Genomic DNA, 25,124 nt, shown 5'->3' on the forward strand with positions numbered 1-25,124 from the left:
TGCCCATGCCCTCGATCGGAGTCTTCGCGCTGCAAGGTGACGTGCGCGAGCACCTCCAGACCCTCACCGCCCTCGGCGCCGACGCCTTCGCCGTACGCCGGCCCGCCGAGCTCGAGCGCTGCGACGGCCTCGTCCTCCCCGGCGGGGAGTCGACCACCATGGCCAAGCTGGCCCGCACCTTCGAGCTGCTCGAGCCGCTGCGCGCCCGGGTGCGCGCGGGGATGCCGACCTTCGGGACCTGTGCCGGGATGATCCTGCTGGCCGACCGGATCGAGGGCGGCACCGCCGACCAGGAGACGATCGGTGGGCTCGACGTCACCGTGCGGCGCAACGCCTTCGGGCGCCAGGTCGACTCGTTCGAGGCGGAGCTGGCGTTCGCGGGGCTCGCCGAGCCGGTGCACGCGGTGTTCATCCGGGCGCCCTGGGTCGAGCGCACCGGCCCCGAGGTCGAGGTCCTGGCCGAGGCGCAGGGCCACCCGGTCGCCGTACGACAGGGACACCTGATGGCGACCTCCTTCCACCCGGAGGTCGACGGCGACGGCCGGGTGCACCGGTACTTCCTCGACCTCGTCGGGTAGCCGGCGGCCCGAGAGATTCAGCCGCCGTTCGGGGTCGCGTCGCCCGGACGACGCCGCGGGACGCCATCGTCGGCGGGTGCGCCAGCAGTGGGTCGACGGGGTCCGCGGCCTCGCGATGCTCGCGGTCGTCGTCTTCCACGCCGAGCTCGTCGCCGGGCCGCTGGGGTGGCTGGCGGCTGCCAACCAGGACCTGGCCCACGTCCGGATGCCGCTGCTCATGGTCCTGTCCGGGCTCCTGCTGTCGCGCTCGCTCGCGAAGGGCCCGCGCCGGCACCTGGCCGGCAAGGCGCGCGCCGTGCTGTGGCCGTACGTCGTGTGGGCGAGCATCGACCTGCTGCAGGTGTGCGTCCATCTGCTCGCGACCGGCGAGCCGCTGCCACGCGACCTGCTCCGGCTGGCGGTCTACAACCCGTCGGGCTACCTGTGGTTCCTCGGGTTCCTGTTCTGCTACCACCTGCTCGCCACGCCGCTCGCGCCCTGGCTGCGCGGCGTCGCCGGGCCCGCACTGGTGGTCCTCGGCGGCACGGTCGAGGCCACCGACCCACACCGCTTCGTCACCCTGGCCGGCTGGTTCCTGGTGGGTGACCTGCTCGGTCGCGTGGTCGGCCCGCGGGTGCCGGCGGGCCTCCGCGCGTTGGTCGGCCGGGTGCGGTGGGGTCCCCTGGCCGCGATCGGGCGGCAGTCGGTCGTCTACTACGCCTGTCACCTGATCGTGATGGTGTACGCCGTGCGCCTGGTCCACCGGCTCGGGATGAGCGAGCCACGGCTGGTCGTGCCGGTGGCGGTCGTCGTACCGCTGGGGGTGGGGGCGCTGCTGGTGTGGCTGCGCCGGCACCGCTGGGTGGACGCGCTGTTCGTGTGGCCCCGGGTAGACTCCACGGCCGGCGCCGAGCAGAGCGGTGCCGATGCGCACCGAGACCAAGAGGGACGGGAATGTCTGGCCACTCCAAGTGGGCGACCACGAAGCACAAGAAGGCCGCGATCGACGCCAAGCGCGGCAAGCTCTTCGCCAAGCTGATCAAGAACATCGAGATCGCCGCGAAGATGGGTGGCCCCGACCCCTCCGGAAATCCCACGCTCTTCGACGCCATCCAGAAGGCCAAGAAGCAGTCGGTGCCCAACAAGAACATCGACTCCGCGGTCAAGCGCGGCGGCGGCCTCGAGGGCGGCGGCGTCGACTACGAGACGATCATGTACGAGGTCTACGGCCCCCAGGGCGTGGCCCTGCTCGTCGAGTGCCTCACCGACAACCGCAACCGCGCCGCGATGGAGGTCCGCACCGCCGTGACCCGCAACGGCGGCACCATGGCCGACCCCGGCTCGGTCTCGCGGCTGTTCACCCGCAAGGGCGTGGTCGTGGTCGCCAAGAGCCAGGACGCCAAGGAGGTCTCCGAGGACGACCTGCTCGAGGCCACCCTCGACGCCGGCGCCGAGGAGGTCAACGACCTCGGTGAGAGCTTCGAGGTCCAGTCCGAGGCCACCGACGTGGTCGCGGTCCGCACCGCCCTGCAGGACGCCGGCATCGACTACGACTCCGCCGAGGTCCAGTTCGTCGCCACCATGGACATCCCCGTCGGCGACCCCACCGCGGCCGGCAAGGTGTTCAAGCTGGTCGACGCGGTCGACGACCTCGACGACGTGCAGAACGTCTTCACCAACGCCGACATCCCCGACGAGGTCCTGGACCAGCTCGAGGACTGAGGTACGACGGCCGGGCGTGTCCCAGCCGATCCGGCGTGTCTACACCTATACATTCGTCTCCGAACACATGTTCGGGCGAAAGGTGACGACGTGCGCGTGCTCGGGATCGACCCGGGGCTGACCCGCTGCGGCCTCGGCGTGGTCGAGGGCTCCATCGGGCGTCCGCTGACCCTGGTCGACGTGAGCGTGGTGCGCACCTCCGCCCAGCTCGGCGTCCCCGAGCGGCTGGTCACCATCGAGCGGGGGATCGACGCCCGGCTCGACGAGTACCAGCCCGACGCGGTCGCCATCGAGCGGATCTTCGCCCGCTCCGACGTCAGCACGATCATGGGCACCGCCCAGGCCGCCGGCATCGCCATGGTGTGCGCCGCGCGCCGCGGCCTGCCCGTCGCGCTGCACACCCCCAGCGAGGTCAAGGCGGCGGTGTCCGGCAACGGCCGTGCCGACAAGGCCCAGGTCGGCGCCATGGTGGCCCGGATCCTGCGCCTCGACGCGCCGCCGAAGCCCGCCGACGCCGCCGACGCGCTCGCCCTCGCCATCACCCACATCTGGCGCGGCGGCAGCCAGGCCCGGATCGACGCGGCGCTCGCGGCCGCAGGAAGGCGGACCCGATGATCGCGTTCGTCCGTGGCCAGGTGGCCGCGCTCACCCTCACCAGTGCCGTCGTGGAGGTCGGGGGAGTCGGCCTGGAGCTGATGTGCACCCCCGGCACCCTCGCCCAGCTGCGCACCGGCGCCACGGCCACGCTGCCCACCAGCATGATCGTGCGCGAGGACTCGCTGACGCTCTACGGCTTCGCCGACGAGGAGGAGAAGACGATCTTCGAGCTCGTCCAGACCGCCTCCGGCGTCGGCCCCAAGCTCGCCCAGGCCATCGTCGCGGTGCTCTCGCCCGACGGCGTGCGCAGCGCGATCGCCTCCGACGACGTGCGCACCCTCACCAAGGTGCCCGGCATCGGCCAGAAGGGCGCACAGCGGATCATCCTCGAGCTCAAGGACCGCATCGGCGTCGCCGCCGGCACCTCCACGCCGGGCTCCGTCGCCGACCAGGCATGGCGCGACCAGGTGCACCAGGGCCTGGTCGGCCTCGGCTACAACGCCAAGGACGCCGAGAAGGCGGTCGACGCGGTCGCGGGCGAGGCGGGCTCGGCGCCCGACGTACGCGCGCTGCTGCGGGCGGCCCTGCGCTCCCTGTCCAAGGCATGAGCCTGAGAGGCTGAGGGATGCCCTTCCACGAGGACGACCTGGAGGCGGCGGAGGACCACCACCTCCGCTCGCTGACCGCCGCCGAGGCCGAGGGCGACGAGCGCGCGGTCGAGGCCGCGCTGCGTCCGCGCAGTCTCGACGAGGTGGTGGGTCAGGCCCGGGTGCGCGACCAGCTCGGCCTGGTCCTCGAGGCGGCCCGGCAGCGCGGCCGGGCGCCCGACCACGTGCTGCTCTCCGGCCCGCCCGGACTCGGCAAGACCACGCTGGCGATGATCATCTCCCACGAGATGAACGCCCCGCTGCGCATCACCAGCGGCCCCGCGATCACCCATGCCGGCGACCTCGCCGCCATCCTGTCCGGTCTCAACGAGGGCGAGGTGCTCTTCGTCGACGAGATCCACCGGATGTCGCGTCCGGCCGAGGAGATGCTCTACCTCGCCATGGAGGACTTCCGGGTCGACGTCGTGATCGGCAAGGGGCCGGGGGCGACCGCGATCCCGCTGGAGCTGCCGCCGTTCACCCTGGTCGGCGCCACCACCCGGGCCGGACTGCTGCCGGGTCCGCTGCGCGACCGGTTCGGGTTCACCGCCCACCTGGAGTTCTACGAGCCCGACGAGCTGGACCGGATCGTGCGCCGCTCCGCCGACCTGCTCGGCGTCGACCTCGCGCCCGACGGCTCCTCCGAGATCGCCGGGCGCTCGCGCGGCACGCCCCGGATCGCCAACCGGCTGCTGCGCCGGGTCCGCGACTACGCCCAGGTCCGCGCCGACGGCGTCGTCACCCGGCCGGTGGCCCAGGCGGCGCTCGACCTGTACGAGGTCGACGAGCTCGGGCTCGACCGGCTCGACCGGGGCGTCCTCGAGGCGCTGTGCCGCCGCTTCGGCGGGGGACCGGTCGGCGTGTCGACGCTCGCCGTCGCGGTGGGCGAGGAGCGCGAGACCGTCGAGGAGGTCGCCGAGCCCTTCCTGGTCCGCAACGGTTTCCTGGCCCGCACCCCCCGCGGCCGGATCGCGACGCCCGCCGCCTGGCTGCACCTCGGGCTCACCCCGCCCGCGCTGCCGTACGACGCGAGCGGGCCCACCCTCTTCGAGGACTGAGCGCCGGCGGACCGAGCGGCTCAGCCGAGACTCGCGGCCTCGGCCCGGCGTCGTGCCCACGCTTCTTCCGCGTCGGCGATCTCGTCGGCGTGCGCCCGCTCGAAGCTCGCCACCAGACCGGGCAGGGCGGCCACCGCCGCCACGTGGTGCGGCGCGACGCAGGTCTCGATCGCCGCGGCGATCGGCGCCTCCCAGGCGCGGAAGGACTCCCTCTTCTCCTCGGTGAGCTCACCCGTGCCGATGCCGAGCTCGCGCTCGACCTCCGCGGCCAGCCGGGCGGCCTCGGCGAGCGAACGGCCGCGCAGCTCGGGCACCTGCTGCTCGTCGACGCACGCCACGAAGTCCTCCGGCGACCCGAGGTCGTCGTACGCCGCGGCGAGGGCGTCGGTCCACGCCTCTCTCAGGCGCTCGACCACCGCCGGGAGCCGCAGCTCCTCGACCTCGTCGTCGCTCGGCCCCTCCCCGCGGGTCCGCTCCAGGCAGTCGTCCTCGGCCCGGACCTGATCGGCCGGTCGGGACGGCGGGTGGTTCCGACGGTCCTCGGTCGCCGCGTTCGTCGCGTTCACGTCGAGGTCCGCGGAGAACGGCCGGAACCCGGGCTCGACGAGCCACACGACGCCGCCGAGGGGTGAGGAGCTGCCGACCCGGGGGACGGACCCGCGCCAGTCGGTCCCGGGGAGGCCGCGCTCGGCCAGGCAGTCGTCGTACGAGCCGTTGAGCCGGTGTGTCACGACGACCTCGGCCGCCTGCCGGTCGGCCGTGGAGCCCCACCAGGTGCTCAGCTCGGCGACGGCCCGGCTGAGCGTCCGCGCGGTGTCCGCGGCGCTCGACTCCGCGGACCCAGAGGCGCCCAGGGCGCCCGCCGCGATGATGCCCAGCGCCGCCAGCAGCCGTCCCCGCGCACGTCCCACGGGCCGATGGTGAGGTCGGCCGGCGTCCGCGTCAACGACCGTGGGCCGCGTGGGCCGGGAGAACTTCCGGATCTGATATCCGGCGTCGATCCGTGCGCGGTCAGGGTCCCTGGCTACACTGACCGGCGGTCCCGGGGACGAGTTCGTCCTGCGGGGATCCGTCCGTGCCCTTTGGAGAGGTTTGTCTGTGAAAGACGCTGCGTCCCTGCTGCCGATCGTGGCGATCGCGGCCATCTTCTGGCTGCTGATCATCCGCCCCGCCTCGCGCCAGCGCAAGGAGGCCGCCTCGCTGCAGGCCAGCCTCGCGGTCGGCGACGACGTGATGCTGACCTCCGGCATCTTCGGCACCATCACCGGCGAGGCCGACGACCACCTCGAGGTGGAGCTCGCGCCCGGCGTCGTGATCCGGGTCGTTCGCGGCGCGGTCGCGTCCGTACGCCGCGACGCCGCGCCCGAGGCCGCCGAGACCGGCTCCGAAGACCCGACCGACCGTCCCGACGACGAAGAGGAGCGCTGAGCATGGCGTCCCGCCGCCCGCGCCCTGGGCGCCACCTGATCGTCTTCTTCCTCGGCCTGGCCGTGCTCTACGGCCTGACCGCGCTCTCCCAGGCCGGGGTCAAGGACCCGGAGACCCCGTGGCGCCCCGCGCTCGGGCTCGACCTCCAGGGCGGCACCCGGATCACCCTGACCGCCGAGAAGGCTCCCTCGAAGGAGAACCTCGACGAGGCCCGCCGGATCATCGACCAGCGCGTCAACGGCTCCGGCGTCGCCGAGGCCGCGGTCACCACCCAGGGCGGCCGCAACATCGTGGTCGAGGTCCCCGGCAAGACCAAGAACCGCAACCAGCTCGAGGAGACGGTCAAGCGGCAGGCCCAGCTCCGCTTCCGCCTGGTCGCCTGCTCCGACCAGCGGCCCGGTGCCTGTGACACCTCCGCCAGCACGGGCGGGATGGGCCTGGGCCGTGCGCCGCTCTCGCTCGCCGAGGACGACCCGACCGACGGTGCCACGCCGACCGACGGCGCGACCGACGGCGCGACCGACGGCGCGACGCCGACCGACGGCGCGACCGCCCCGAGCGACGCGCCGACCGACGTCCCCAGCGACGCGCCGACCGACGGTGCGACCGACGCCCCGACCGCGGAGGACCCGGGCGGCGACGGCAAGGCCTGGACCGTCAAGGACAGCATCGCCTGGTCCCGCAGCCCCGACCAGGCCTCGATCGCCGAGTTCGGCCAGTACGCCTGCGACGCCAAGGGCGTGCTCCTCGATGCCGAGGGCAAGGCCGCCGAGCTGCCCGACGACCCCGACAAGCCGCTCGTCGCGTGCTCCCAGCCGGAGGACGGGCTGAGCATCAAGTACCTGCTGAGCCAGTCGGTCGTCGAGGGCACCGAGCTCGACAACGCCGCCGCCGGCACCCCCCAGAACGGGGTCGGCTGGGAGGTGCAGATCGAGATGGGCAACAGCAAGGACCGGGCCCACCCGAAGGGCTCCGCCGGCGCGTCCTCGGACTTCGAGGAGGTCTCGCGGGCGTTCAACGGCACCGAGGAGCAGTTCGCGATCGTCCTCGACGGCAGCGTCATCTCCGCGCCCGTCATGAACGCGGTGATCACCGACGGCCGGTCGAGCATCACCGGCGACTTCACCGAGCAGCAGGCGCTCGACCTCGCCAACAGCCTCAAGTTCGGCGCCCTGCCGATCAAGTTCAACGACGAGCAGACCTCCGTCGAGGAGATCGGGCCGTCCCTGGCCGGCAACCAGCTCTCCGCCGGTCTGACCGCGGGCGCCATCGGCCTGATCCTGGTGATGCTCTACTGCCTCTTCTACTACCGCGGCCTCGGCCTGGTGGTGGTCAGCTCGCTGTTCGTGGCGGCGATCATCACCTACGCGCTGGTGCTGCTGCTCAGCAAGACCGCCGGATTCACGCTGACGCTGCCCGGCATCGCCGGCCTGATCATCGCGGTGGGTGTCACCGCCGACTCGTTCGTCATCTTCTTCGAGCGCATCCGTGACGAGATGCGCGAGGGCAAGTCGATGCGGGTCGCGGTCGAGACCGGCTGGGCCCGAGCCCGGGTCACCCGGGTCGCGGCCAACACGGTGCAGATCCTCTCCGCGCTGGTGCTCTACATCTTCGCCACCGGCGCCGTGAAGGGCTTCGGCTTCGCGCTCGGCCTCACCACGCTGATCGACCTCGCGGTGCTGTTCTGGTTCACCAAGCCGATGGTGTCCTGGCTCGCGCAGTTCAAGGCGTTCAACTCCGGGCACAAGCTGTCCGGCCTCAGCAAGGAGACGCTGGGCATGGACATCACGCCCTCCCGCCCCCGACGTCCCGCCGTCGCCGGAGGTGACGCCTGATGGGCAAGATGTCCCGGCTCGGCAACGAGCTCTACCAGGGCCGCAAGTCGATCAACTTCATCGGCAGGCCGTGGCTGTTCTACGGCATCTCCGCCGTGCTGGTCGCCGCGGCCGTGCTGATCCTCTTCCTCAAGCCGCTCAACATGGGCGTCGAGTTCACCGGCGGCACGACCGTGTCGGTCCCCGTCGGGGCCGGCAAGGCGACCCAGTCGGCCGCCGACGACCTGCGGACCAAGGTCGCCGACTCCGGCATCCAGAACGCCGAGAACCCGATCGTCACCACCGAGGGCGACTCCTCGCTCGTGATCCAGGTCGAGAACCTCAGCGAGAAGCAGCGTGGCGAGATCTCCGCGCTGGTACACGACGAGTACCCGAACGTCTCCGACGGCGACCTGTCGGTCCAGGACATCGGACCCAGCTGGGGTCAGGAGGTCGCCAAGCGCGCCGCGATCGGCGTCGCGATCTTCCTGTTCCTCGTCGTGCTGTTCATCTGGGGCTACTTCCGCGAGTGGCGGATGTCGGTCGCCGCGCTCATCGCCCTGATCCACGACGTGATGCTGACCGTCGGCGTCTACGCGCTGTCCGGCTTCCAGGTGACCCCGGCGGCGGTCACCGGTCTGCTCGCGATCCTCGGCTTCTCGCTCTACGACACCGTGGTCGTCTTCGACAAGATCAAGGAGAACACCACCGTTCTCCGCAAGAACACCCAGTCGTACGCCGACGCGGCCAACCTCGCGGTCAACCAGACCCTGGTCCGCTCGATCAACACCTCGATCGTCGCGCTCATCCCGATCGGCGCGATCCTCTACGTGTCGGCCGTCCAGCTCGGCGCCAGCTCGCTGCAGGACCTCGCGCTCGCGCAGTTCGTCGGCATGGGCGTCGGCGTCTACTCCTCGGTGATGCTCGCCCCGCGCGTGCTGGTCCACCTGAAGATGCAGGAGACCGAGGTCCAGATCCAGGCGCGCCGCGCCAAGGCCAAGCAGCGGGCGCTCGCCGACCGCTACGCCTCGGTTCCCGTCGGCACCGACGACGAGGCGCCGCTCGTTGGTGCGCGTGGCGGCGACCCCGACGCGATCCCCGACGAGCTGCTCGAGGAGGAGTTCGAGATCGAGGTCGAGGGCGACCCGGCCCCGCGTCGTACGGCACCCAACACCGAGGCCAGCGGCAAGGGCCGCGTGGTGCCGACCAGCAACCGCCCGGTCAGCGACACCGGCAGCTCCGGCCGCAACCAGCCGGTGCGGCAGACGCGGTCCAAGCGCGGCAAGAAGTAGCGCCGTGAGCGTCCGCGAGCGCGCGGTCGAGGCCCTCACCCGGCTGGTCCGGGACATCCCGGACTTCCCCGAGCCGGGCATCGTCTTCAAGGACATCACGCCGCTGTTGGCCGACCCGGCCGGGTTCGGATCGGTCGTGGCGGCGCTGGCCGAGTCCGGACGCGACGAGCGCGGGGCGGTCGTCGTCGACAAGGTGGTCGGCATGGAGGCGCGCGGCTTCATCCTCGCGGCTCCCGTGGCGCTGGCCCTCGGCGTCGGCTTCGCGCCGGTGCGCAAGGCCGGCAAGCTGCCGCACGACACCCACCAGGTCGACTACGCCCTGGAGTACGGCGAGGCGGTGCTCGAGCTGCACCAGGACGCCGTCGCGCCGGGGGAGCGGGTGCTGCTGGTCGACGACGTGCTCGCCACCGGCGGCACCGCGGGCGCGACCTGCGAGCTGGTGCGCCGCTGCGGCGCCGAGCCGGTGGCGTTCGCCGTCCTGATGGAGCTGGGCTTCCTCGACGGGCGGGCGGCCGTCGGCGACGTACCCGTGCACGCCCTGCAGCGGGTCTGAGGCCAGCACTAGACTGGTCGCCATGACCGAGGAGCGCACGACGCCACGGGTGCCGACGGCGCCCACCCCGGTCCCCAGCGAGCCCACCGGCGGTCGCGGCGTGCGTGCCCGCCTGGCCCGGATGGGCAGCCGCGCCCAGGCCGCGAACCCGGTCCTCGAGCCGCTGTTCCGCGCGGTCCGGGCCAACCACCCCAAGGCCGACCTCCAGCTACTGGAGCGCGCCTACCTCACCGCGGAGCGGCTGCACGCCGAGCAGAAGCGCAAGAGCGGCGACCCCTACATCACCCACCCGCTCGCGGTCACCACGATCCTCGCCGGCATCGGCATGACCGAGCCGACGCTGGTGGCGGCGCTGCTCCACGACACGGTCGAGGACACGCCGTACACCCTCGAGGAGTGTCGCCGCGACTTCGGTGACGAGGTCGCGCTGCTCGTCGACGGCGTGACCAAGCTCGACAAGGTCGTCTACGGCGACTCCGCCAACGCCGAGACCATCCGCAAGATGATCGTGGCGATGTCGCGCGACATCCGGGTGCTGGTCATCAAGCTCGCCGACCGGCTCCACAACATGCGCACGCTGCGCTTCGTCAAGCAGTCCACCCAGGAGCGCAAGGCTCGCGAGACGCTCGACATCTACGCCCCGCTGGCCCACCGGCTCGGCATGAACACCATCAAGTGGGAGCTCGAGGACCTCGCCTTCGCGACCCTCCACCCCAAGATCTACGACGAGATCGTCCGCCTCGTCGCCGAGCGGGCCCCGTCGCGCGACTCCTTCCTCGCCGAGGTGATCAGCCAGGTCGAGAAGGACCTGCGCGAGGCCAAGATCAAGGCGACCGTCACCGGCCGGCCGAAGCACTACTACTCGATCTACCAGAAGATGATCGTCGGCGGCCGCGACTTCTCCGACATCTACGACCTGGTCGGCATCCGCATCCTGGTCGAGGAGGACCGCGACTGCTACGGCGTCCTCGGCGTGCTGCACTCGCGGTGGAACCCGGTCCTGGGCCGGTTCAAGGACTACGTCGCGATGCCGAAGTTCAACATGTACCAGTCCCTCCACACCACGGTGATCGGTCCGCAGGGCAAGCCGGTGGAGATGCAGATCCGCACCTTCGCGATGCACCGCCGCGCCGAGTACGGCGTCGCCGCGCACTGGAAGTACAAGGAGGACGGCCGTGCCGGCAACGACACCGACAAGCCCGGCGACCTCGACGACATGAGCTGGGTGCGCCAGCTGCTCGACTGGCAGAGCGAGGTCGAGGACCCGGGCGAGTTCCTGGAGTCGCTGCGCTTCGAGATCAACCAGGCCGAGACCTACGTCTTCACCCCACGTGGCGACGTGATCGCGCTGCCGTCCGGCTCGACCCCCGTCGACTTCGCGTACGCCGTCCACACCGAGGTCGGCAACCGCACCATCGGCGCCCGCGTCAACGGCCGCCTCGTCCCGCTCGAGTCGACCCTCGAGAACGGCGACGTGGTCGAGGTCTTCACCTCCAAGGCCGAGGGTGCCGGGCCCTCGCGCGACTGGCTGAACTTCGTGAAGTCCCAGCGCGCCCGCTCCAAGATCCGCCAGTGGTTCACCAAGGAGCGGCGCGAGGAGGCGATCGAGCGCGGCAAGGACGAGATCGCCAAGCTGATGCGCAAGGAGGGCCTGCCCCTCAAACGGCTGCTGTCCCACGACTCGCTCACCCTGGTCGCCTCGGCCTTCCGGCTCACCGACGTCACCGCCCTCTACGCCGCGGTGGGCGAGGGCAACCTCGGCGCCCAGACCGTCGTACGCAAGGTGATCGAGCTGCACGGCGGCGACGAGGGCGCCCAGGAGGACCTCGCCGAGGCCGTCACCATCACCGGCCGCCGCGGCCGCCCCCGCCGCCCCTCCAGCGGCGACGCCGGCGTCATCGTCACCGGCTCACCCGACGTATGGGTCAAGCTCGCCAAGTGCTGCACCCCGGTCCCGCCCGACGCGATCCTCGGCTTCGTGACCAAGGGTGGGGGAGTCTCGGTGCACCGCAAGGACTGCACCAACGCCGCCAGCCTGCTCGCCCAGCCCGAGAAGCTCGTCGACGTCGAATGGGCCCCCACCGGCCAGTCGACCTTCCTGGTCAACATCCAGGTCGAGGCCCTCGACCGCTCCCGGCTGCTCTCGGACATCACCATGGTGCTCTCGGACGCCCACGTGAACATCCTCTCCGCGAACCTCACCACCTCCCGCGACCGCACCGCCAAGTCGCGCTTCACCTTCGAGATGGCCGACGCCAAGCACCTCGACACCGTCCTCAACGCCGTCCGCTCCGTCCCCGGGGTGTTCGACGCGTACCGGGTCACCCAGTAGCCGGTCCTGAGCAGGCGCGATCCGGGGTGCAGGAATCGCCGGTCGACCGGCGATTCTGTCACTTGTCGAGCGTTGCAACGCCCGACAAGTGACAGAACTGGCCGTCAAGTACGGCGTGATCGGGGGTTCTCCACAGCCTGGAGGGCTCCAGAAGCGGTTTTGTCGGAGCTGCCGTGCACTGTCCCCCGCATGCAGATTCCCTCCGATGACGCCCGCCTTCTCCCGATCGACCTTCGAGCAGACCTCCTGCGCATCGGTCATACCGACAGGTCCCTGGCCTCAGCCGTACGCCGCGGCCAGCTCCACAGACCACGGCGCGGCGCGTACGTCTCCGCCTCTGCATGGGCGCAGCTGTCACCCGCGGAGCAGTACGCCGTGCGATCCCGGGCGGTGGAACGCCAAGCAAGGACCGATGTGGTCCTCAGCCACAGTTCGGCCGTGCCTTTCTACGATGGCCCCCTGTGGGGACAGCCGTTGAGCGACGTCCACATCACGCGCCGTGACGGTCTGACTGGTCGCAAGGAGCGCGGCGTCCGGCAGCACCGGGGCCAGTTGCGGGAGGACGACGTGGTCGCCGTCCACGACTTCCACATCAGTGCCCCGGCGCGCACCGTGCTCGAGTGCGCGACCGTGGGATCGATCGAGTCGGCGCTGGTGGTGGCCAATGACTTCCTCCACCGGGGGCTGGTGACGCCAGAGGAGCTGCACGAGCGCTACGACGAGGCGATGGCCCACTGGCCACAGTCGTTGGGGACCCCCATCGTCCTACGTCTCGCAGATCCACGGATCGAGTCCGTCGGGGAGAGCCGGTGTTGGTACTTCCTCTACCGGTCGAGTCTTCCCAAGCCCATCCCACAGCTTGAGATCTGGGACGGTCAGGAGCTCGTCGCGAAGCTCGACTTCGCGCTTCCGGAGCACGGGATCTGGCTGGAGTTCGACGGCAAGGCCAAGTACGAGAAGTTCCTTCGGCCGGGCGAGTCGCCGGCGGATGCAGTCGTCCGCGAGAAGCAGAGGGAGAATCGCGTGGCTGAGCTGACCGGCTGGCGGTGCCTCCGGATCACGTGGGCCGACCTTGCGGACCCCGTCCGGTTGGCCGCCCGCATCCATGCGCTGATCGAGTCTGTCGCCTGTGCCAGACGGCGCGCGGCTGAGCGGCGCGCGAGCTGATAGGCGTGGACTTGTGGGGCAGTTCCTGCACTTGACCTGCGTTGCAACGGCCGACAAGTGCAGGAATCGCCGGTCGACCGGCGATTCCCGCACCTGCAGCGCACGCACCAGCTCAGCTGAAGTCCGCGGACGCCTTCTTGGCCATCTCCAGGAACGACTTCCGCCCCTCGAGGTTCTCCTCCAGCTCGCGGACCTTCTTCTCGTCCCCACGCGCCCGGGCGGCCTCGAGCTTGGCCTCGGCCTCGGCGATGGCGGCCTCGAGCTTGGAGACCATGTCGTCGGCGCGGGCGGACTTCTCGGGGTCGGTACGACGCCACTGGTCGTCCTCGGCGCGGCGCAGGACCTGCTCGACGGCGCGCATGCGGCCCTCGAGGTCCTTGATCCGGTCGCGGGGGACCTTGCCGGCCTCGTCCCACTTGTCGGCGACGGCCCGGAAGGCGGTCTTGGCGGCGGCGAGGTCACCGGAAGCCTCCAGTGCGGCGGCCACAGCCTCTGCCTCCACCAGGAGTGATTCCTTGACCACGGCGTTCGCGGCGAACTCGGTGTCGAGGGCCGCGTTGGCGGCGTCACGGGCGCCGAAGAAGGTGTCCTGGGCGCCGCGGAAGCGGCGCCAGAGCTCGTCGTCGACGGCCTTGGGTGCGGGGCCGGCGGCCTTCCAGTCGCGCATCAGGTCGCGGTAGCGGCCCGAGGTGGGGCCCCATTCGGTGGAGGACGACAGGGCCTCGGCCTCGGCGACCAGACGCTCCTTGACGACCCGGGCGCCCTCCCGCTTCTCGTCCTGCTCGGCGAAGTGGGCCTTGCGCGCCTTGGTGTACGCCGAGCGCGCGGAGGAGAAGCGGCGCCACAGCTCGTCGTCGGCGGCCTTGTCGATGCGGGGGAGCTTCTTCCACTCCTCGAGCAGCTCGCGCAGCCGGTTGGCGCCGTTGCGCCAGTCGCGACCGGAGGCGATCTTCTCGGCCTCGCCGGCGAGTCGCTCCTTCTCGGCCCGGGCCTCGGCGGCCCGCTCGGCCTTGGCGGCGCGGCGGGCGTCGCGCTGGGTGGCGATGACCGGGCCGAGCTCGTCGAGCTTGCGGGCCAGGGCGGCGAGGTCTCCGACGGCGTGGACGTCGACGAGCTGCTCGCGCACGAGCTTGACCGATGAGGTCGCCTCCTCGGGCGACAGTACGCCGGTCAGCACCCGTTGGTGGAGCAGGTCCACCTCGAGCGAGAGGTTCTCGTACCGCTTGGTGTAGAAGGCCAGGGCCTCCTCCGGGGTCGCGTCAGGCATCTGCCCCACGGCCCGCTCGCCATCGGTCGTCTTCACGTAGACGGTGCCGTCGTCGTCGACGCGGCCCCAGTCGGAGGTAGTCACAGTGGCCCATGCTAATCAAAGCCTCGGCCCTCGATAGGCTGGCCCGGTGCTGATCGCCGCTTTCCCCGCCGGACCGTGGGGCACCAACTGCTATGTCGCGGCCACCGCACCAGGCTCCGAGTGCATCGTGATCGACCCCGGCAAGGACGCGGCGGCCGGTGTCGCCGAGGTCGTCCGGGAGCACCGGTTGAAGCCGGTGGCCGTGCTGCTGACCCATGGCCACGTCGACCACATGTGGTCGGTGACGCCGGTCGCGGGCGCCTACGACGCCACCGCGTGGATCCATCCGGACGACCGGCACCTGCTCGCCGACCCGATGGCGGGTCTCTCGCCGGAGTCGGCCGGGATGCTGCTCGGCGGCGACTACAGGTTCACCGAGCCCGACGACGTCGCGGAGCTGACCGACGGTGCCAGTCTGGAGCTGGCGGGCCTGCGCCTGGTCGTCGACCACACGCCGGGCCACACCGAGGGCTCGGTCACCTTCCGCACCCCCTGGGACCAGGGCGCCGACATCTCCGAGGTGATGTTCTCGGGCGACCTGCTCTTCCAGGGCTCGATCGGCCGCACCGACCTGCCCGGCGGCGACCACGCGAAGATGCTCCGCTCGCTGCGCTCGAAGGTGCTGCCGCTGGCCGACGACGTCGTCGTCCTCCCGGGCCACGGCGAGCAGACCTCGATCGGGCGCGAGCGCGCCACCAACCCCTTCCTGCTCGACCTGCTCGACTCCGGCCCCGGTACGCCGCCCGGTCGAGTCACCCGAGGACTGTGATCGCCTGATGGCCAAGCCGACTCCGCTCAGCGGATTCCCCGAGCTCCTGCCCGCCCAGCGCTACGTCGAGCAGCAGGTCGTCGCGACCCTGGCGCGCACCTTCGAGTTGCATGGGTTCGCCAACGTCGAGACCCGGGCCGTGGAGCCGCTCGACCAGCTGCTTCGCAAGGGCGACACCTCCAAGGAGGTCTACGTCCTGCGCCGGTTGCAGGCAGCCGTGGACGGCAGCGCGAGTGATCGTGACAAGGGCATCGGCCTCCACTTCGACCTGACCGTCCCGTTCGCCCGCTACGTGCTCGAGAACGCCGGCAGGCTGGAGTTCCCCTTCCGGCGCTACCAGATCCAGAAGGTGTGGCGCGGCGAGCGGCCCCAGGAGGGCCGCTTCCGGGAGTTCACCCAGGCCGACATCGACATCGTCGGGCGCGACGCCCTGCCCTTCCACCACGACGTCGAGGTGGCCCGGGTGATGCTCGAGGCGCTGTCGGGGCTGGACTTCCTGCCCGGCTTCCGGCTCCAGGTCAACAACCGCAAGCTGATCCAGGGCTTCTACGCCGGCCTGGGCCTCGACGAGCACGGCATCGACGAGGTGATGCGCCTGGTCGACAAGCTCGACAAGCTCGACCCGGCCAAGGTCCGCGAGCTGCTGCTCACCGAGGCCGGCGTCACCGAGGACCAGGCCGACAAGGCGCTCGCCCTGGCGACGATCCGGACCAGCGACGACTCCTTCGTCGCCCGGGTCCGCGTGCTCGGTGTCGAGAGCGAGCTGCTCGACGAGGGCCTCGACGAGCTCGCGACGCTGGTGCGCGCCTGCGCCCCCCTGGCGACGGGCCGCACCCGGATCGAGGCCGACCTCTCGATCGCCCGTGGCCTCGACTACTACACCGGCACCGTCTTCGAGACCCGCCTCGACGGCTTCGAGTCGCTCGGCTCGATCTGCTCCGGCGGCCGGTACGACGCCCTCGCCTCCGACGGCCGCACGACGTACCCCGGCGTCGGCATCTCCCTCGGCCTGAGCCGTCTGCTCGTCCCGCTCGTCCAGCGCGGCGTACTGAGCGCCGACCGCTCGGTGCCGAGCGTGGTCGTCGTCGCGGTCACCGCCGAGGAGACCCGCGCCGAGGCCGACGCGGTCGCGACCGCGCTGCGCGCTCGCGGGATCCCGTGCGAGGTCGCACCCAGCGCGGCCAAGTTCGGCAAGCAGATCCGGCACGCCGAGCGTCGTGGCATCCCCTACGTCTGGTTCCCGGACCAGGGGGAGGTCAAGGACATCCGCGACGGGAACCAGGTCGCGGCGGACCCCGCGACCTGGCAGCCTCCTACCCAGGACCTGCGACCGCAGGTCGTCACCACCTCCACCTCTGAAGGGGAATCCTCGTGATCCGCACCCATGACGCCGGCGCCCTCCGCGCCGAGAACGTCGGCCAGACCGTCACCCTCGCCGGGTGGGTGGCGAATCGGCGCGATCACGGCGGCGTGGCCTTCATCGACCTGCGCGAGGCCAGCGGCGTGGTCCAGGTGGTGATCCGCGACGAGGAGGTCGCCCACAGCCTCCGCTCGGAGTTCTGCCTCAAGGTCACCGGCGAGGTCGTCGCCCGCGGCGAGGGCCGCGAGAACCCCAACCTCCCCACCGGGGCGATCGAGGTCGTGGCCAGCGAGGTCGAGGTGCTCAGCGCCGCCGCGCCGCTGCCGTTCCCGATCAGCGACCACGTCGACGTGGGCGAGGAGGTGCGCCTCAAGCACCGCTACCTCGACCTGCGCCGCAGTGCTCCCGGCAACGCGATCCGGCTGCGCAGCCAGGTCAACAAGGCCGCGCGCGACGTGCTGGCCGGCCATGACTTCGTCGAGATCGAGACGCCGACGCTGACCCGCAGCACCCCCGAGGGCGCCCGCGACTTCCTGGTGCCGGCGCGCCTCCAGCCCGGCAGCTGGTACGCCCTGCCGCAGAGCCCCCAGCTGTTCAAGCAGCTGCTCATGGTCGCCGGCATGGAGCGCTACTACCAGATCGCCCGGTGCTACCGCGACGAGGACTTCCGCGCCGACCGGCAGCCCGAGTTCACCCAGCTCGACATCGAGATGAGCTTCGTGACCCAGGATGACGTGATCGCCCTGGGCGAGCAGATCGTCGCCGCCCTCTGGAAGCTGGTCGGCGTCGACGTCCCGCTGCCGCTGCCGCGGATGACGTACGCCGAGGCGATGGCCCGCTACGGCTCCGACAAGCCCGACCTGCGGATGGGCCTCGAGCTCGTCGAGTGCACCGACTACTTCAAGGACACCCCGTTCCGGGTCTTCCAGGCGCCGTACGTCGGCGCCGTGGTCATGCCCGGCGGCGCCAGCCAGCCCCGCAAGCAGCTCGACGCCTGGCAGGAGTGGGCCAAGCAGCGCGGTGCGAAGGGCCTGGCGTACGTCCTGGTCCAGGAGGACGGCGAGCTCGGCGGCCCGGTGGCCAAGAACATCACCGACGAGGAGAAGGCCGGCCTGGCCGCCCACGTCGGCGCGCAGCCCGGCGACTGCATCTTCTTCGCCGCCGGCGCGGTGAAGGCCAGCCGGGCCCTGCTCGGTGCCGCTCGGCTCGAGATCGGCCGGCGCGGCGGGCTGCTCGACGAGAGCGCCTGGAGCTTCCTCTGGGTCGTCGACGCGCCGCTGTTCGAGCCGGCCGACGAGGCCACCGCGGCCGGTGACGTCGCGGTCGGCGGGGGAGCGTGGACCGCCGTCCACCACGCCTTCACCAGCCCCCAGGACCTCGAGGGCTTCGACCAGGACCCGGGCAACGCCCTGGCCTGGGCCTACGACATCGTCTGCAACGGCAACGAGATCGGCGGCGGATCGATCCGTATCCACCGCGAGGACATCCAGAAGCGGGTCTTCGAGGTGATGGGGATCGGCGAGGCCGAGGCGGAGGAGAAGTTCGGCTTCCTGCTCGAGGCGTTCAAGTACGGCGCGCCCCCGCACGGCGGCATCGCGTTCGGCTGGGACCGCGTGGTCGCGCTGCTGGCCGGCACCGACTCCATCCGCGACGTGATCGCGTTCCCGAAGACCGGGGGCGGCTACGACCCGCTGACGGCCGCGCCCGCGCCGATCACGCCGGAGCAGCGCAAGGAGGCGGGCGTGGACGCCCGCCCGGCGGAGCCGACTGAGCGACTGAGCGACTGAGCGACTGAGCGACTGAGCGCGGCCCGGCCCCGGACGAAGGGGCCGGGCCGCGGCTCGTTGGCCCCGGGCGTCGATCACGGACGTCGGCACGCCGTAGACACCGGGAAGGACGACCGTAGGAGGACACCCACGGCGAAGGAAAGTCCGGCGGTGGGGCCGTTGCGCCGGACGGTTTTCCGGTGGCCGAGACCAAACCGTTACCGCGCCGCTATCGCCTTGACGCACCGGGTGCGCCTAGTGTCACGGACGGCGCGTGGCCAGAGTGGCCCGCGTCGCATCCGTGACTCACGGCGACGAGGTGAAGATGACGATCCCGGGCTCCGAACTGGAGATCCACGAGACTGACGCCCCGATCGAGGACGACTCGGTCGTCTCGGTGGCCGGCCGGTCCCCGACCCAGCTGGCCATCGCCCGGTTCCGGGCCGACCGGCTCTCGATGATCTCGTTCGTGCTGTCGGTGTTCATCCTTCTCTGCGCGATCGCGGCCCCGATCCTGGTGGCGATGGGCGTCCTGGCGCCCAACGAGCAGCACCAGGACCTGCTCTCGGCCGACGGCATCGCGCCCGAGGGCGCCTTCGGCGGCGTCTCGTGGAGCCACCCGTTCGGCGTCGACCCCGGCCTGGGGCGGGACCTGCTGTCCCGGTTGCTCCTCGCGATCACCTCGTCGCTGACGATCGCGCTGACCGGCACCATTCTGACCGTGATCATCGGCTCCGTGCTCGGCATCGTCGCCGGCTTCACCGGTGGCTTCGTGGACGCGGTCGTCGGCCGGATCATCGACCTGACGCTCTCCTTCCCGCAGACCCTGATGCTGCTGGCGCTGTCCGGGCCGGTGGTCCTGATGTTCCGCAAGCAGATCTCCGACTTCCCGGGCCTCGGGTTCTTCGAGAACGCCGACCTGGCCAACGGCTTCTTCGTGATCCTGATCCTGGCCGCGTTCGGCTGGCCCCCGGTGGCCCGTGTGGTCCGCGGCCAGGTGCTGTCGATCCGTGAGCGGGAGTTCATCGAGGCGGCGCGGCTGCTGGGCGCCTCGCGGCGCCGGCTGTACTTCAAGGAGGTGCTCCCGAATGTGTGGGCACCGGTCCTGGTCTACGTCACGCTGCTGGTTCCGGCGTACATCTCCGCCGAGGCGGCGTTCAACTTCCTCGGCGTCGGCATCAAGCCGCCGACCCCCACGCTGGGCAACATCCTCGCCGACTCGGTGAGCTTCACCAGCGCCGACCCGACGTACTTCTTCCTGCCCGGCATCCTGCTCGCGCTGATCGTCGTGGCCTTCAACCTCGTCGGCGACGGCGCGCGCGACGCGCTCGACCCGAAGTCGCACCGATAACAGCATCGACCCACCCAGACCCCAGTACTCCGTCGCCACAAGGGGACCCGGAGCACTGCGGCGCCGGCCCGGGCCGGCGTCACTACCGAAAAGGAGATAGTTGGATGGCCCTCAAGAAGCCATTGGCCGCCGTGGCCGCCACGGCGCTCGCGGCGACACTCGCCGCCTGCGGTGGCGGCAGCGACGACGGCGACAACAACAGCGGCAGCAGCGGCGGGAAGGCCGAGAAGGGCGGCAACGCCATCTTCCTGGTCGGCGTCCGCAACGTCGAGCACTGGGACCCCCAGCGCATGTACATCGGTCGTGACCTCAACAACTCGGGCCGGCTGTTCTACCGCAGCCTCGTGGCGCTGCCCGCGTCCAACGACCCGGTCGAGGGCACCACGCCGATCGCCGACCTCGCCACCGACACCGGCACCACCACCGACGGTGGCAAGTCCTGGAGCTTCACCGTCAAGGACGGCGTGAAGTGGGAGGACGGCAAGGACATCACGTGTGAGGACTTCAAGTACGGCGCGTCGCGCAACTTCGCGACCGACGTGATCATCGGCGGTCCCGCCAACTACCTGTTCACCTACCTCGACATCCCCACCGGTGACGACGACCTGCCGGCCTACAAGGGCCCGTACACCAAGAAGGGCCAGGAGCTCTTCGACAAGGCCGTCACCTGCGACGGGAAGACGATCACCTACCGGTTCAAGAAGGCGTGGCCGGACTTCCCGCTGTCGATCGCGCAGCTGCGCTACATGGACCCGTACCGCGAGGACCTCGACAAGGGCGACGCGAACAACTTCGCGATCATCTCCAACGGTCCCTACAAGCTCGACGGCGCCTGGAAGGAGGGCACCGGCGGCAAGTTCGTCCGCAACGAGAACTGGGACGCGTCGAGCGACCCGATCCGCAAGGCCTTCCCCGACACCTGGGACTTCCGCGAGGGTGACACCGACGAGGCCATCTACGAGCAGCTGCTCGCCGACTCCGGTGACGCGCAGTACGCCGTGACCGAGCGTCGTCTGCCGCCGGCCCTGTTCAGCCGCAAGGACGAGGCGGGCGACCGCTACACGCAGGTCGAGTCGCCGTACGTCGACTACGTGCTGCCGAACTTCAACTCCGAGGTCTTCAAGGACGCGAACTGCCGCGAGGCGCTGAAGCTCGCGACCGACCGCGCTGCCTGGATCAAGGCCGGCGGTGGCCCCGAGTACTTCACGGCCGCCGACTCGGTCATCAACCCGAGCGTGCCCGGCTACGCGCCCAACCCGGCCTTCGACGCCATGGGCGAGTCCGGCGACCCCGAGGCCGCCAAGGCCGCGCTCGACAAGTGCGCCGCGCCGAAGCCGGTGAAGATCAAGTTCACCTACTCCGGTGGCACGCCCACCTCCGACAAGCAGGCCTCCGCGCTGAAGGCCGGCTGGGACAAGGCCGGCTTCGAGACCGAGCTGGACCCGCTGGAGGACACCTACTACTCCGTGATCCAGAAGCCGGACGCCGACTTCGACGTCACCTGGGGTGGTTGGGGTGCTGACTGGTCCTCCGCCGGCACCGTCATCCCGCCGCTGTTCGACAGCCGGATCAACCTGACCGGTGACTCGAACGGCAACGACTACGGCAACTACAAGGGTGGCCCCGAGGTCAACCAGATGATCGACGACGCCTACGCCGAGCCCGACCTCGACGCGGCGGCGGACAAGTGGACCGCCGTCGACGCCAAGCTGGGCCAGGACGTCGCGTACATCCCGCTGGAGATCACGATCTTCAACTTCCTCCACGGAGGAAAGATCACCGGCTACGCCAACAACGTCTCGGTGAACGGCTACGCCGACCTCGCCGTGATCGGCGTGGAGAAGTGATTCTCCGCTAACCACGAGACAGTCGGGGGTCGCCCCCAGGGCGGCCCCCGACTGTCGGTGCCCACCGGCCCGCTCCTCCCACCCTGAGGTCATCTGTGCTCGCGTACGTCATCCGCCGGCTCTTCGCCGGCGTGATCATGCTCATCGTGATGAGCATCGTCACCTTCGCCCTGTTCTTCGCCTCTCCGATCGACGAGGCGTCCTTCATCTGCGGCAAGAACTGCTCGGCCGCCCAGAAGAAGCAGACCTCCGCCGCGATGGGCTACGACGATCCGTTCGCCGAGCAGTGGTGGAAGTTCGCCAAGGGCGTCGTCCAGGGCCGTGACTACCCCGACGACCCGAAGCTGCGCGAGACCGCGCCCGACACCATCGTCCACTGCGACGCACCCTGCCTGGGCTACTCCCGCGAGCGCGGCGACACCGTCACCAACCTGATCAAGGACACCTTCCCGGTCTCCTTCTCGCTCGCCATCTCCGCCTTCGTCCTGTGGATGGTCGGCGGCGTCCTGCTCGGTGTCACGGCGGCCCTGAAGAAGGGCTCCATCATCGACCGCGGACTGGTCGGCCTGTCCCTGATCGCCTATGCCTTCCCGACGTTCTTCGTCGGCCTCGTGCTCTACAAGTTCGTCGCCATCAAGTGGGGGCTGACCGAGATCCCCCACTACACCTCGATCGCCGACGGCGGAATCGGTGGCTGGCTGTCCGGCCTGACCCTGCCCGCGATCACCCTGGCCGTGTTCTTCATGGCCGCCTACGTCCGCATGACGCGGTCGTACGTGATCGAGTCCTTCCAGGAGGACTACGTGCGCACCGCCCGGTCCAAGGGACTGCCCGAGCGCACGGTCACCTACAAGCACGCCCTGCGGGCCGCACTGACCCCGATCGTCACCATGGCCGGCCTCGACTTCGCCGGCCTGATGGGCGGCGCGATCATCACCGAGTCGGTCTTCAACTACCCCGGCATGGGCAAGCTGGCCGTGCGCGCCAGCTCGGACTTCGACCTGCCGACCACCGTCGGCCTGGTCGTCCTGCTGGCCGCCTTCGTCATCCTCGCCAACATCATCGTGGACCTGTTGTACGCCGTCATCGACCCGCGCGTGCGGCTGGGCTGAGAGGAACCTCCCGAATGTCCACCACCTCCCCGTCCGCCACCACCACGAGCGCCACGGGCACCGGCCCGCTGCTGTCGGTGCGTGAGCTGCAGGTCCACTTCCCGACCCAGGACGGCCTGGTCAAGGCAGTCAACGGGCTCACCTTCGACCTCGACCGCGGCAAGACGCTCGGCATCGTCGGCGAGTCGGGCTCCGGCAAGTCGGTGTCGAGCATGGCGATCATGGGCCTGCACCGCGGCACCAACGCCCAGCTGAGCGGCGAGATCGTCCTCGACGGCGTCAACCTCCTCGACATCAGTGCGGAGGAGATGCGCAAGAAGCGCGGCCGCGAGGTCTCGATGATCTTCCAGGACCCGCTGTCGGCGATGCACCCCTACTACACCGTCGGCAACCAGATCGCCGAGGCGTACAAGGTGCACCACGACGTGTCCCGCAAGATCGCCAAGCAGCGCGCGATCGAGATGCTCGACCGGGTCGGCATCCCCAACCCCGACAAGCGGGTCAACGACTACCCCCACCAGTTCTCCGGCGGCATGCGGCAGCGCGCGATGATCGCCATGGGGCTGATCAACGACCCCAACCTGCTGATCGCCGACGAGCCGACCACCGCGCTCGACGTGACGGTGCAGGCCCAGATCCTCGACCTGCTGCAGGACCTGCAGCGGGAGTTCAACTCGGCGATCATCATCATCACCCACGACCTCGGCGTGGTGGCGGAGATGGCCGACGACGTGCTGGTGATGTACGCCGGCCGCGCAGTCGAGCACGGCCCGTGCAAGGAGATCCTCACGCACCCGGAGATGCCCTACACCTGGGGCCTCCTCTCCAGCGTCCCGGACCTGACCGGCGACACCGAGGCCCGGCTGATCCCGATCCCCGGCAACCCGCCGAGCCTGCTCAACCCGCCGACCGGGTGCGCCTTCCACCCGCGGTGCCCCCACCGCGACAAGGTGCCCGGCGACCTGTGCCGCACCGAGCTGCCGCTGCTCGTGCCCGGCCAGCGCGGGGCGCACCACACCAAGCGCTGCCACCTGCCCAACCCCGACGCGATCTACGCGGCCGAGGTGCTCCCGGTCATCGCGCCGGACCTGGCCGAGGAGCTGTGATGACGAACGAGACCACCATCCCGGGCCACGGCGCGTCCGTCGCGCCCAGCGACGCCAAGCCGATCCTCGAGGTCGAACAGCTGCGGATGTACTTCCCCGTCAAGTCCCCGGGCCTGATCCGGCGTACGGTCGGGCAGGTCCAGGCCGTCGACGGGGTCTCCTTCCAGGTCGCCGAGGCCACCTCGCTCGGGCTGGTCGGCGAGTCGGGCTGCGGCAAGTCCACGACCGGCCGGCTGATCACCCGGCTCTACAAGCCGACCGCGGGCGCGATCCGGTTCGAGGGCCAGGACATCGCGCAGGCCAACGCGGCCGAGCTCAAGCCGCTGCGCCGCGAGATCCAGATGATCTTCCAGGACCCGTACACCTCGCTGAACCCGCGGCAGACGGTCGGCTCGATCGTCGGCGCCCCGCTCGCGATCCACAAGGTGCTCCCGAAGGACAAGATCCTCCCGCGGGTCCAGGAGCTGCTCGAGATCGTCGGCCTCAACCCCGAGCACTACAACCGCTACCCCCACGAGTTCTCCGGCGGCCAGCGCCAGCGCATCGGCATCGCCCGCGCGCTGACCCTCCAGCCCAAGCTGCTCGTCGCCGACGAGCCGGTCTCCGCGCTCGACGTGTCGATCCAGGCGCAGGTCATCAACCTGCTCCAGGACATCCAGCGCGAGTTCGGAGTCGCGTTCCTCTTCATCGCCCACGACCTCGCGATCGTGCGCCACTTCTGTCCCGAGATCGCGGTGATGTACCTCGGCAAGATCGTCGAGATCGGTGACCGGGAGTCGATCTACAACAACGCCCACCACCCCTACACCCAGGCGCTGCTCTCGGCCGTGCCCGACGTGAAGCAGGCCGCCACCGGCGGGCGGATCGAGCGGATCCGGCTCCAGGGCGACGTACCCAGCCCGATCGACCCGCCCTCCGGCTGCCGCTTCCGCACCCGCTGCCCGATCGCCCAGGAGATCTGCGCCCGGCACGAGCCGCCGCTGCTCCAGATCGGCCGCAAGCACAAGGTCGCCTGCCACTTCCCGGGCCGCCTGGGCCAGGCGCCCCACGAGCCGCTCACCGCCGGCCTGCTCGGCGTCGACGCAGAGGGCCGTCCCGACCCCGGCGCCAGCCCGAGCACCGACCTGGTCGAGCAGCCCGGGTACGCCGACACCTGGTTCGACCTCGACAACAAGTCGATCGGTCGCGCCTGAGCGAGTCTCGCGGTCGGTCTGTTCCGGCGACCCGGCTCGAAGTGGCCCCGATTTCGCGCCGACCCGGCAGAAGATGACCTCGCACGAGGCCACTTTCTGCCG

22 protein-coding genes are annotated in these 25,124 nt (G+C 70.7%); 20 read left to right on the plus strand and 2 right to left on the minus strand.

Annotated features, from left to right (window positions below):
* Positions 1-5 precede the first annotated feature (5 nt).
* The 6 genes from pdxT (at position 6) to ruvB (ending at position 4,581) form a co-directional block, all read left to right on the plus strand.
* Positions 6-578 (plus strand): pyridoxal 5'-phosphate synthase glutaminase subunit PdxT, encoded by a 573-nt coding sequence (pdxT, locus tag JOD66_RS25905; RefSeq protein WP_204839650.1) that lies wholly within the window; start codon positions 6-8, stop codon positions 576-578.
* A 76-nt stretch (positions 579-654) separates the two neighbouring features.
* Complete coding sequence (locus tag JOD66_RS25910; RefSeq protein ID WP_204839651.1) at positions 655-1,596, plus strand: acyltransferase family protein; 942 nt, start codon at positions 655-657, stop codon at positions 1,594-1,596.
* Positions 1,512-2,279, plus strand: coding sequence for a YebC/PmpR family DNA-binding transcriptional regulator (locus JOD66_RS25915; RefSeq protein ID WP_204839652.1), 768 nt, complete (start codon positions 1,512-1,514; stop codon positions 2,277-2,279). Before JOD66_RS25910 ends, JOD66_RS25915 begins: the two co-directional genes overlap by 85 nt.
* Before the next feature lie 90 nt (positions 2,280-2,369).
* A complete protein-coding gene (ruvC, locus tag JOD66_RS25920) occupies positions 2,370-2,894 on the plus strand; it encodes a crossover junction endodeoxyribonuclease RuvC (protein ID WP_204839653.1) in 525 nt (174 codons plus the stop codon).
* Entirely contained in the window at positions 2,891-3,484 is a 594-nt protein-coding gene (gene ruvA, locus JOD66_RS25925) for a Holliday junction branch migration protein RuvA (RefSeq protein WP_204839654.1), read from the plus strand. The genes ruvC and ruvA overlap by 4 nt, the downstream gene beginning before the upstream one ends.
* A 17-nt stretch (positions 3,485-3,501) precedes the next feature.
* Entirely contained in the window at positions 3,502-4,581 is a 1,080-nt protein-coding gene (gene ruvB / locus JOD66_RS25930; RefSeq protein ID WP_204839655.1) for a Holliday junction branch migration DNA helicase RuvB, read from the plus strand.
* Between the two features lie 20 nt (positions 4,582-4,601).
* On the opposite strand, the gene JOD66_RS25935 is transcribed toward ruvB, so the two are convergent.
* Positions 4,602-5,492: a hypothetical protein gene (locus JOD66_RS25935; RefSeq protein WP_204839656.1), complete on the minus strand. Its 891-nt coding sequence runs from the start codon at positions 5,490-5,492 to the stop codon at positions 4,602-4,604.
* Between the two features lie 187 nt (positions 5,493-5,679).
* Between JOD66_RS25935 and yajC the strand changes: the two genes are divergently transcribed.
* The 6 genes from yajC to JOD66_RS25965 all read left to right on the plus strand — a co-directional run bounded on the left by yajC (position 5,680) and on the right by JOD66_RS25965 (position 13,167).
* Entirely contained in the window at positions 5,680-6,009 is a 330-nt protein-coding gene (gene yajC, locus JOD66_RS25940) for a preprotein translocase subunit YajC (RefSeq protein ID WP_204839657.1), read from the plus strand.
* Between the two features lie 2 nt (positions 6,010-6,011).
* Complete coding sequence (secD, locus tag JOD66_RS25945) at positions 6,012-7,844, plus strand: protein translocase subunit SecD (RefSeq protein WP_204839658.1); 1,833 nt, start codon at positions 6,012-6,014, stop codon at positions 7,842-7,844.
* On the plus strand, positions 7,844-9,115 hold the full coding sequence (secF, locus tag JOD66_RS25950) for a protein translocase subunit SecF (RefSeq protein WP_204839659.1): 1,272 nt from the start codon (positions 7,844-7,846) through the stop codon (positions 9,113-9,115). Before secD ends, secF begins: the two co-directional genes overlap by 1 nt.
* A 4-nt stretch (positions 9,116-9,119) precedes the next feature.
* Positions 9,120-9,668, plus strand: a complete 549-nt coding sequence (locus JOD66_RS25955) for an adenine phosphoribosyltransferase (protein ID WP_204839660.1) — start codon at positions 9,120-9,122, stop codon at positions 9,666-9,668.
* A gap of 22 nt (positions 9,669-9,690) precedes the next feature.
* Positions 9,691-12,000 (plus strand): RelA/SpoT family protein, encoded by a 2,310-nt coding sequence (locus JOD66_RS25960; RefSeq protein WP_204839661.1) that lies wholly within the window; start codon positions 9,691-9,693, stop codon positions 11,998-12,000.
* A 438-nt stretch (positions 12,001-12,438) separates the two neighbouring features.
* Positions 12,439-13,167 (plus strand): hypothetical protein, encoded by a 729-nt coding sequence (locus JOD66_RS25965; protein WP_204839662.1) that lies wholly within the window; start codon positions 12,439-12,441, stop codon positions 13,165-13,167.
* A gap of 112 nt (positions 13,168-13,279) precedes the next feature.
* Here the strand turns inward: JOD66_RS25965 and JOD66_RS25970 are convergent, their stop codons facing one another.
* Complete coding sequence (locus JOD66_RS25970; RefSeq protein ID WP_307823725.1) at positions 13,280-14,518, minus strand: DUF349 domain-containing protein; 1,239 nt, start codon at positions 14,516-14,518, stop codon at positions 13,280-13,282.
* Positions 14,519-14,564: 46 nt separating this feature from the next.
* On the opposite strand from JOD66_RS25970, the gene JOD66_RS25975 reads away from it, so the two are divergent.
* The 8 genes from JOD66_RS25975 to JOD66_RS26010 all read left to right on the plus strand — a co-directional run bounded on the left by JOD66_RS25975 (position 14,565) and on the right by JOD66_RS26010 (position 25,022).
* The gene (locus tag JOD66_RS25975) at positions 14,565-15,287 is read left to right on the plus strand and encodes an MBL fold metallo-hydrolase (protein ID WP_204839663.1); all 723 of its coding nucleotides are present in this window, start codon (positions 14,565-14,567) and stop codon (positions 15,285-15,287) included.
* Between the two features lie 7 nt (positions 15,288-15,294).
* The gene (gene hisS, locus JOD66_RS25980) at positions 15,295-16,662 is read left to right on the plus strand and encodes a histidine--tRNA ligase (RefSeq protein WP_204839664.1); all 1,368 of its coding nucleotides are present in this window, start codon (positions 15,295-15,297) and stop codon (positions 16,660-16,662) included.
* Positions 16,659-18,434, plus strand: a complete 1,776-nt coding sequence (aspS, locus tag JOD66_RS25985; RefSeq protein ID WP_204839665.1) for an aspartate--tRNA ligase — start codon at positions 16,659-16,661, stop codon at positions 18,432-18,434. Before hisS ends, aspS begins: the two co-directional genes overlap by 4 nt.
* 304 nt (positions 18,435-18,738) lie before the next feature.
* On the plus strand, positions 18,739-19,764 hold the full coding sequence (locus JOD66_RS25990; protein ID WP_204839666.1) for an ABC transporter permease: 1,026 nt from the start codon (positions 18,739-18,741) through the stop codon (positions 19,762-19,764).
* Between the two features lie 104 nt (positions 19,765-19,868).
* On the plus strand, positions 19,869-21,611 hold the full coding sequence (locus JOD66_RS25995; RefSeq protein ID WP_204839667.1) for an ABC transporter substrate-binding protein: 1,743 nt from the start codon (positions 19,869-19,871) through the stop codon (positions 21,609-21,611).
* Positions 21,612-21,706: 95 nt separating this feature from the next.
* Positions 21,707-22,723 carry an ABC transporter permease gene (locus JOD66_RS26000; RefSeq protein WP_204839668.1) on the plus strand — a complete coding sequence of 339 codons (1,017 nt, stop codon included), beginning with the start codon at positions 21,707-21,709 and terminating at the stop codon, positions 22,721-22,723.
* Between the two features lie 14 nt (positions 22,724-22,737).
* Positions 22,738-23,829 (plus strand): ABC transporter ATP-binding protein, encoded by a 1,092-nt coding sequence (locus tag JOD66_RS26005; RefSeq protein WP_204839669.1) that lies wholly within the window; start codon positions 22,738-22,740, stop codon positions 23,827-23,829.
* Positions 23,829-25,022, plus strand: a complete 1,194-nt coding sequence (locus tag JOD66_RS26010) for an ABC transporter ATP-binding protein (RefSeq protein ID WP_204839670.1) — start codon at positions 23,829-23,831, stop codon at positions 25,020-25,022. Before JOD66_RS26005 ends, JOD66_RS26010 begins: the two co-directional genes overlap by 1 nt.
* Positions 25,023-25,124 lie beyond the last annotated feature (102 nt).

Source organism: Nocardioides nitrophenolicus (genome assembly GCF_016907515.1).
Taxonomy (GTDB): Bacteria; Actinomycetota; Actinomycetes; order Propionibacteriales; family Nocardioidaceae; genus Nocardioides; species Nocardioides nitrophenolicus.

What these genes read in the sequence shown, in the direction of transcription:
- ruvA (WP_204839654.1), top strand. Translation starts at nt 2,891, where the DNA reads ATGATCGCGTTCGTCCGTGGCCAGGTGGCCGCGCTCACCCTCACCAGT.
- secF (WP_204839659.1), top strand. Translation starts at nt 7,844, where the DNA reads ATGGGCAAGATGTCCCGGCTCGGCAACGAGCTCTACCAGGGCCGCAAG.
- secD (WP_204839658.1), top strand. Translation starts at nt 6,012, where the DNA reads ATGGCGTCCCGCCGCCCGCGCCCTGGGCGCCACCTGATCGTCTTCTTC.
- JOD66_RS26005 (WP_204839669.1), top strand. Translation starts at nt 22,738, where the DNA reads ATGTCCACCACCTCCCCGTCCGCCACCACCACGAGCGCCACGGGCACC.
- JOD66_RS25915 (WP_204839652.1), top strand. Translation starts at nt 1,512, where the DNA reads ATGTCTGGCCACTCCAAGTGGGCGACCACGAAGCACAAGAAGGCCGCG.
- pdxT (WP_204839650.1), top strand. Translation starts at nt 6, where the DNA reads ATGCCCTCGATCGGAGTCTTCGCGCTGCAAGGTGACGTGCGCGAGCAC.
- JOD66_RS26010 (WP_204839670.1), top strand. Translation starts at nt 23,829, where the DNA reads ATGACGAACGAGACCACCATCCCGGGCCACGGCGCGTCCGTCGCGCCC.
- JOD66_RS25960 (WP_204839661.1), top strand. Translation starts at nt 9,691, where the DNA reads ATGACCGAGGAGCGCACGACGCCACGGGTGCCGACGGCGCCCACCCCG.
- hisS (WP_204839664.1), top strand. Translation starts at nt 15,295, where the DNA reads ATGGCCAAGCCGACTCCGCTCAGCGGATTCCCCGAGCTCCTGCCCGCC.
- JOD66_RS25990 (WP_204839666.1), top strand. Translation starts at nt 18,739, where the DNA reads ATGACGATCCCGGGCTCCGAACTGGAGATCCACGAGACTGACGCCCCG.
- JOD66_RS25995 (WP_204839667.1), top strand. Translation starts at nt 19,869, where the DNA reads ATGGCCCTCAAGAAGCCATTGGCCGCCGTGGCCGCCACGGCGCTCGCG.
- ruvB (WP_204839655.1), top strand. Translation starts at nt 3,502, where the DNA reads ATGCCCTTCCACGAGGACGACCTGGAGGCGGCGGAGGACCACCACCTC.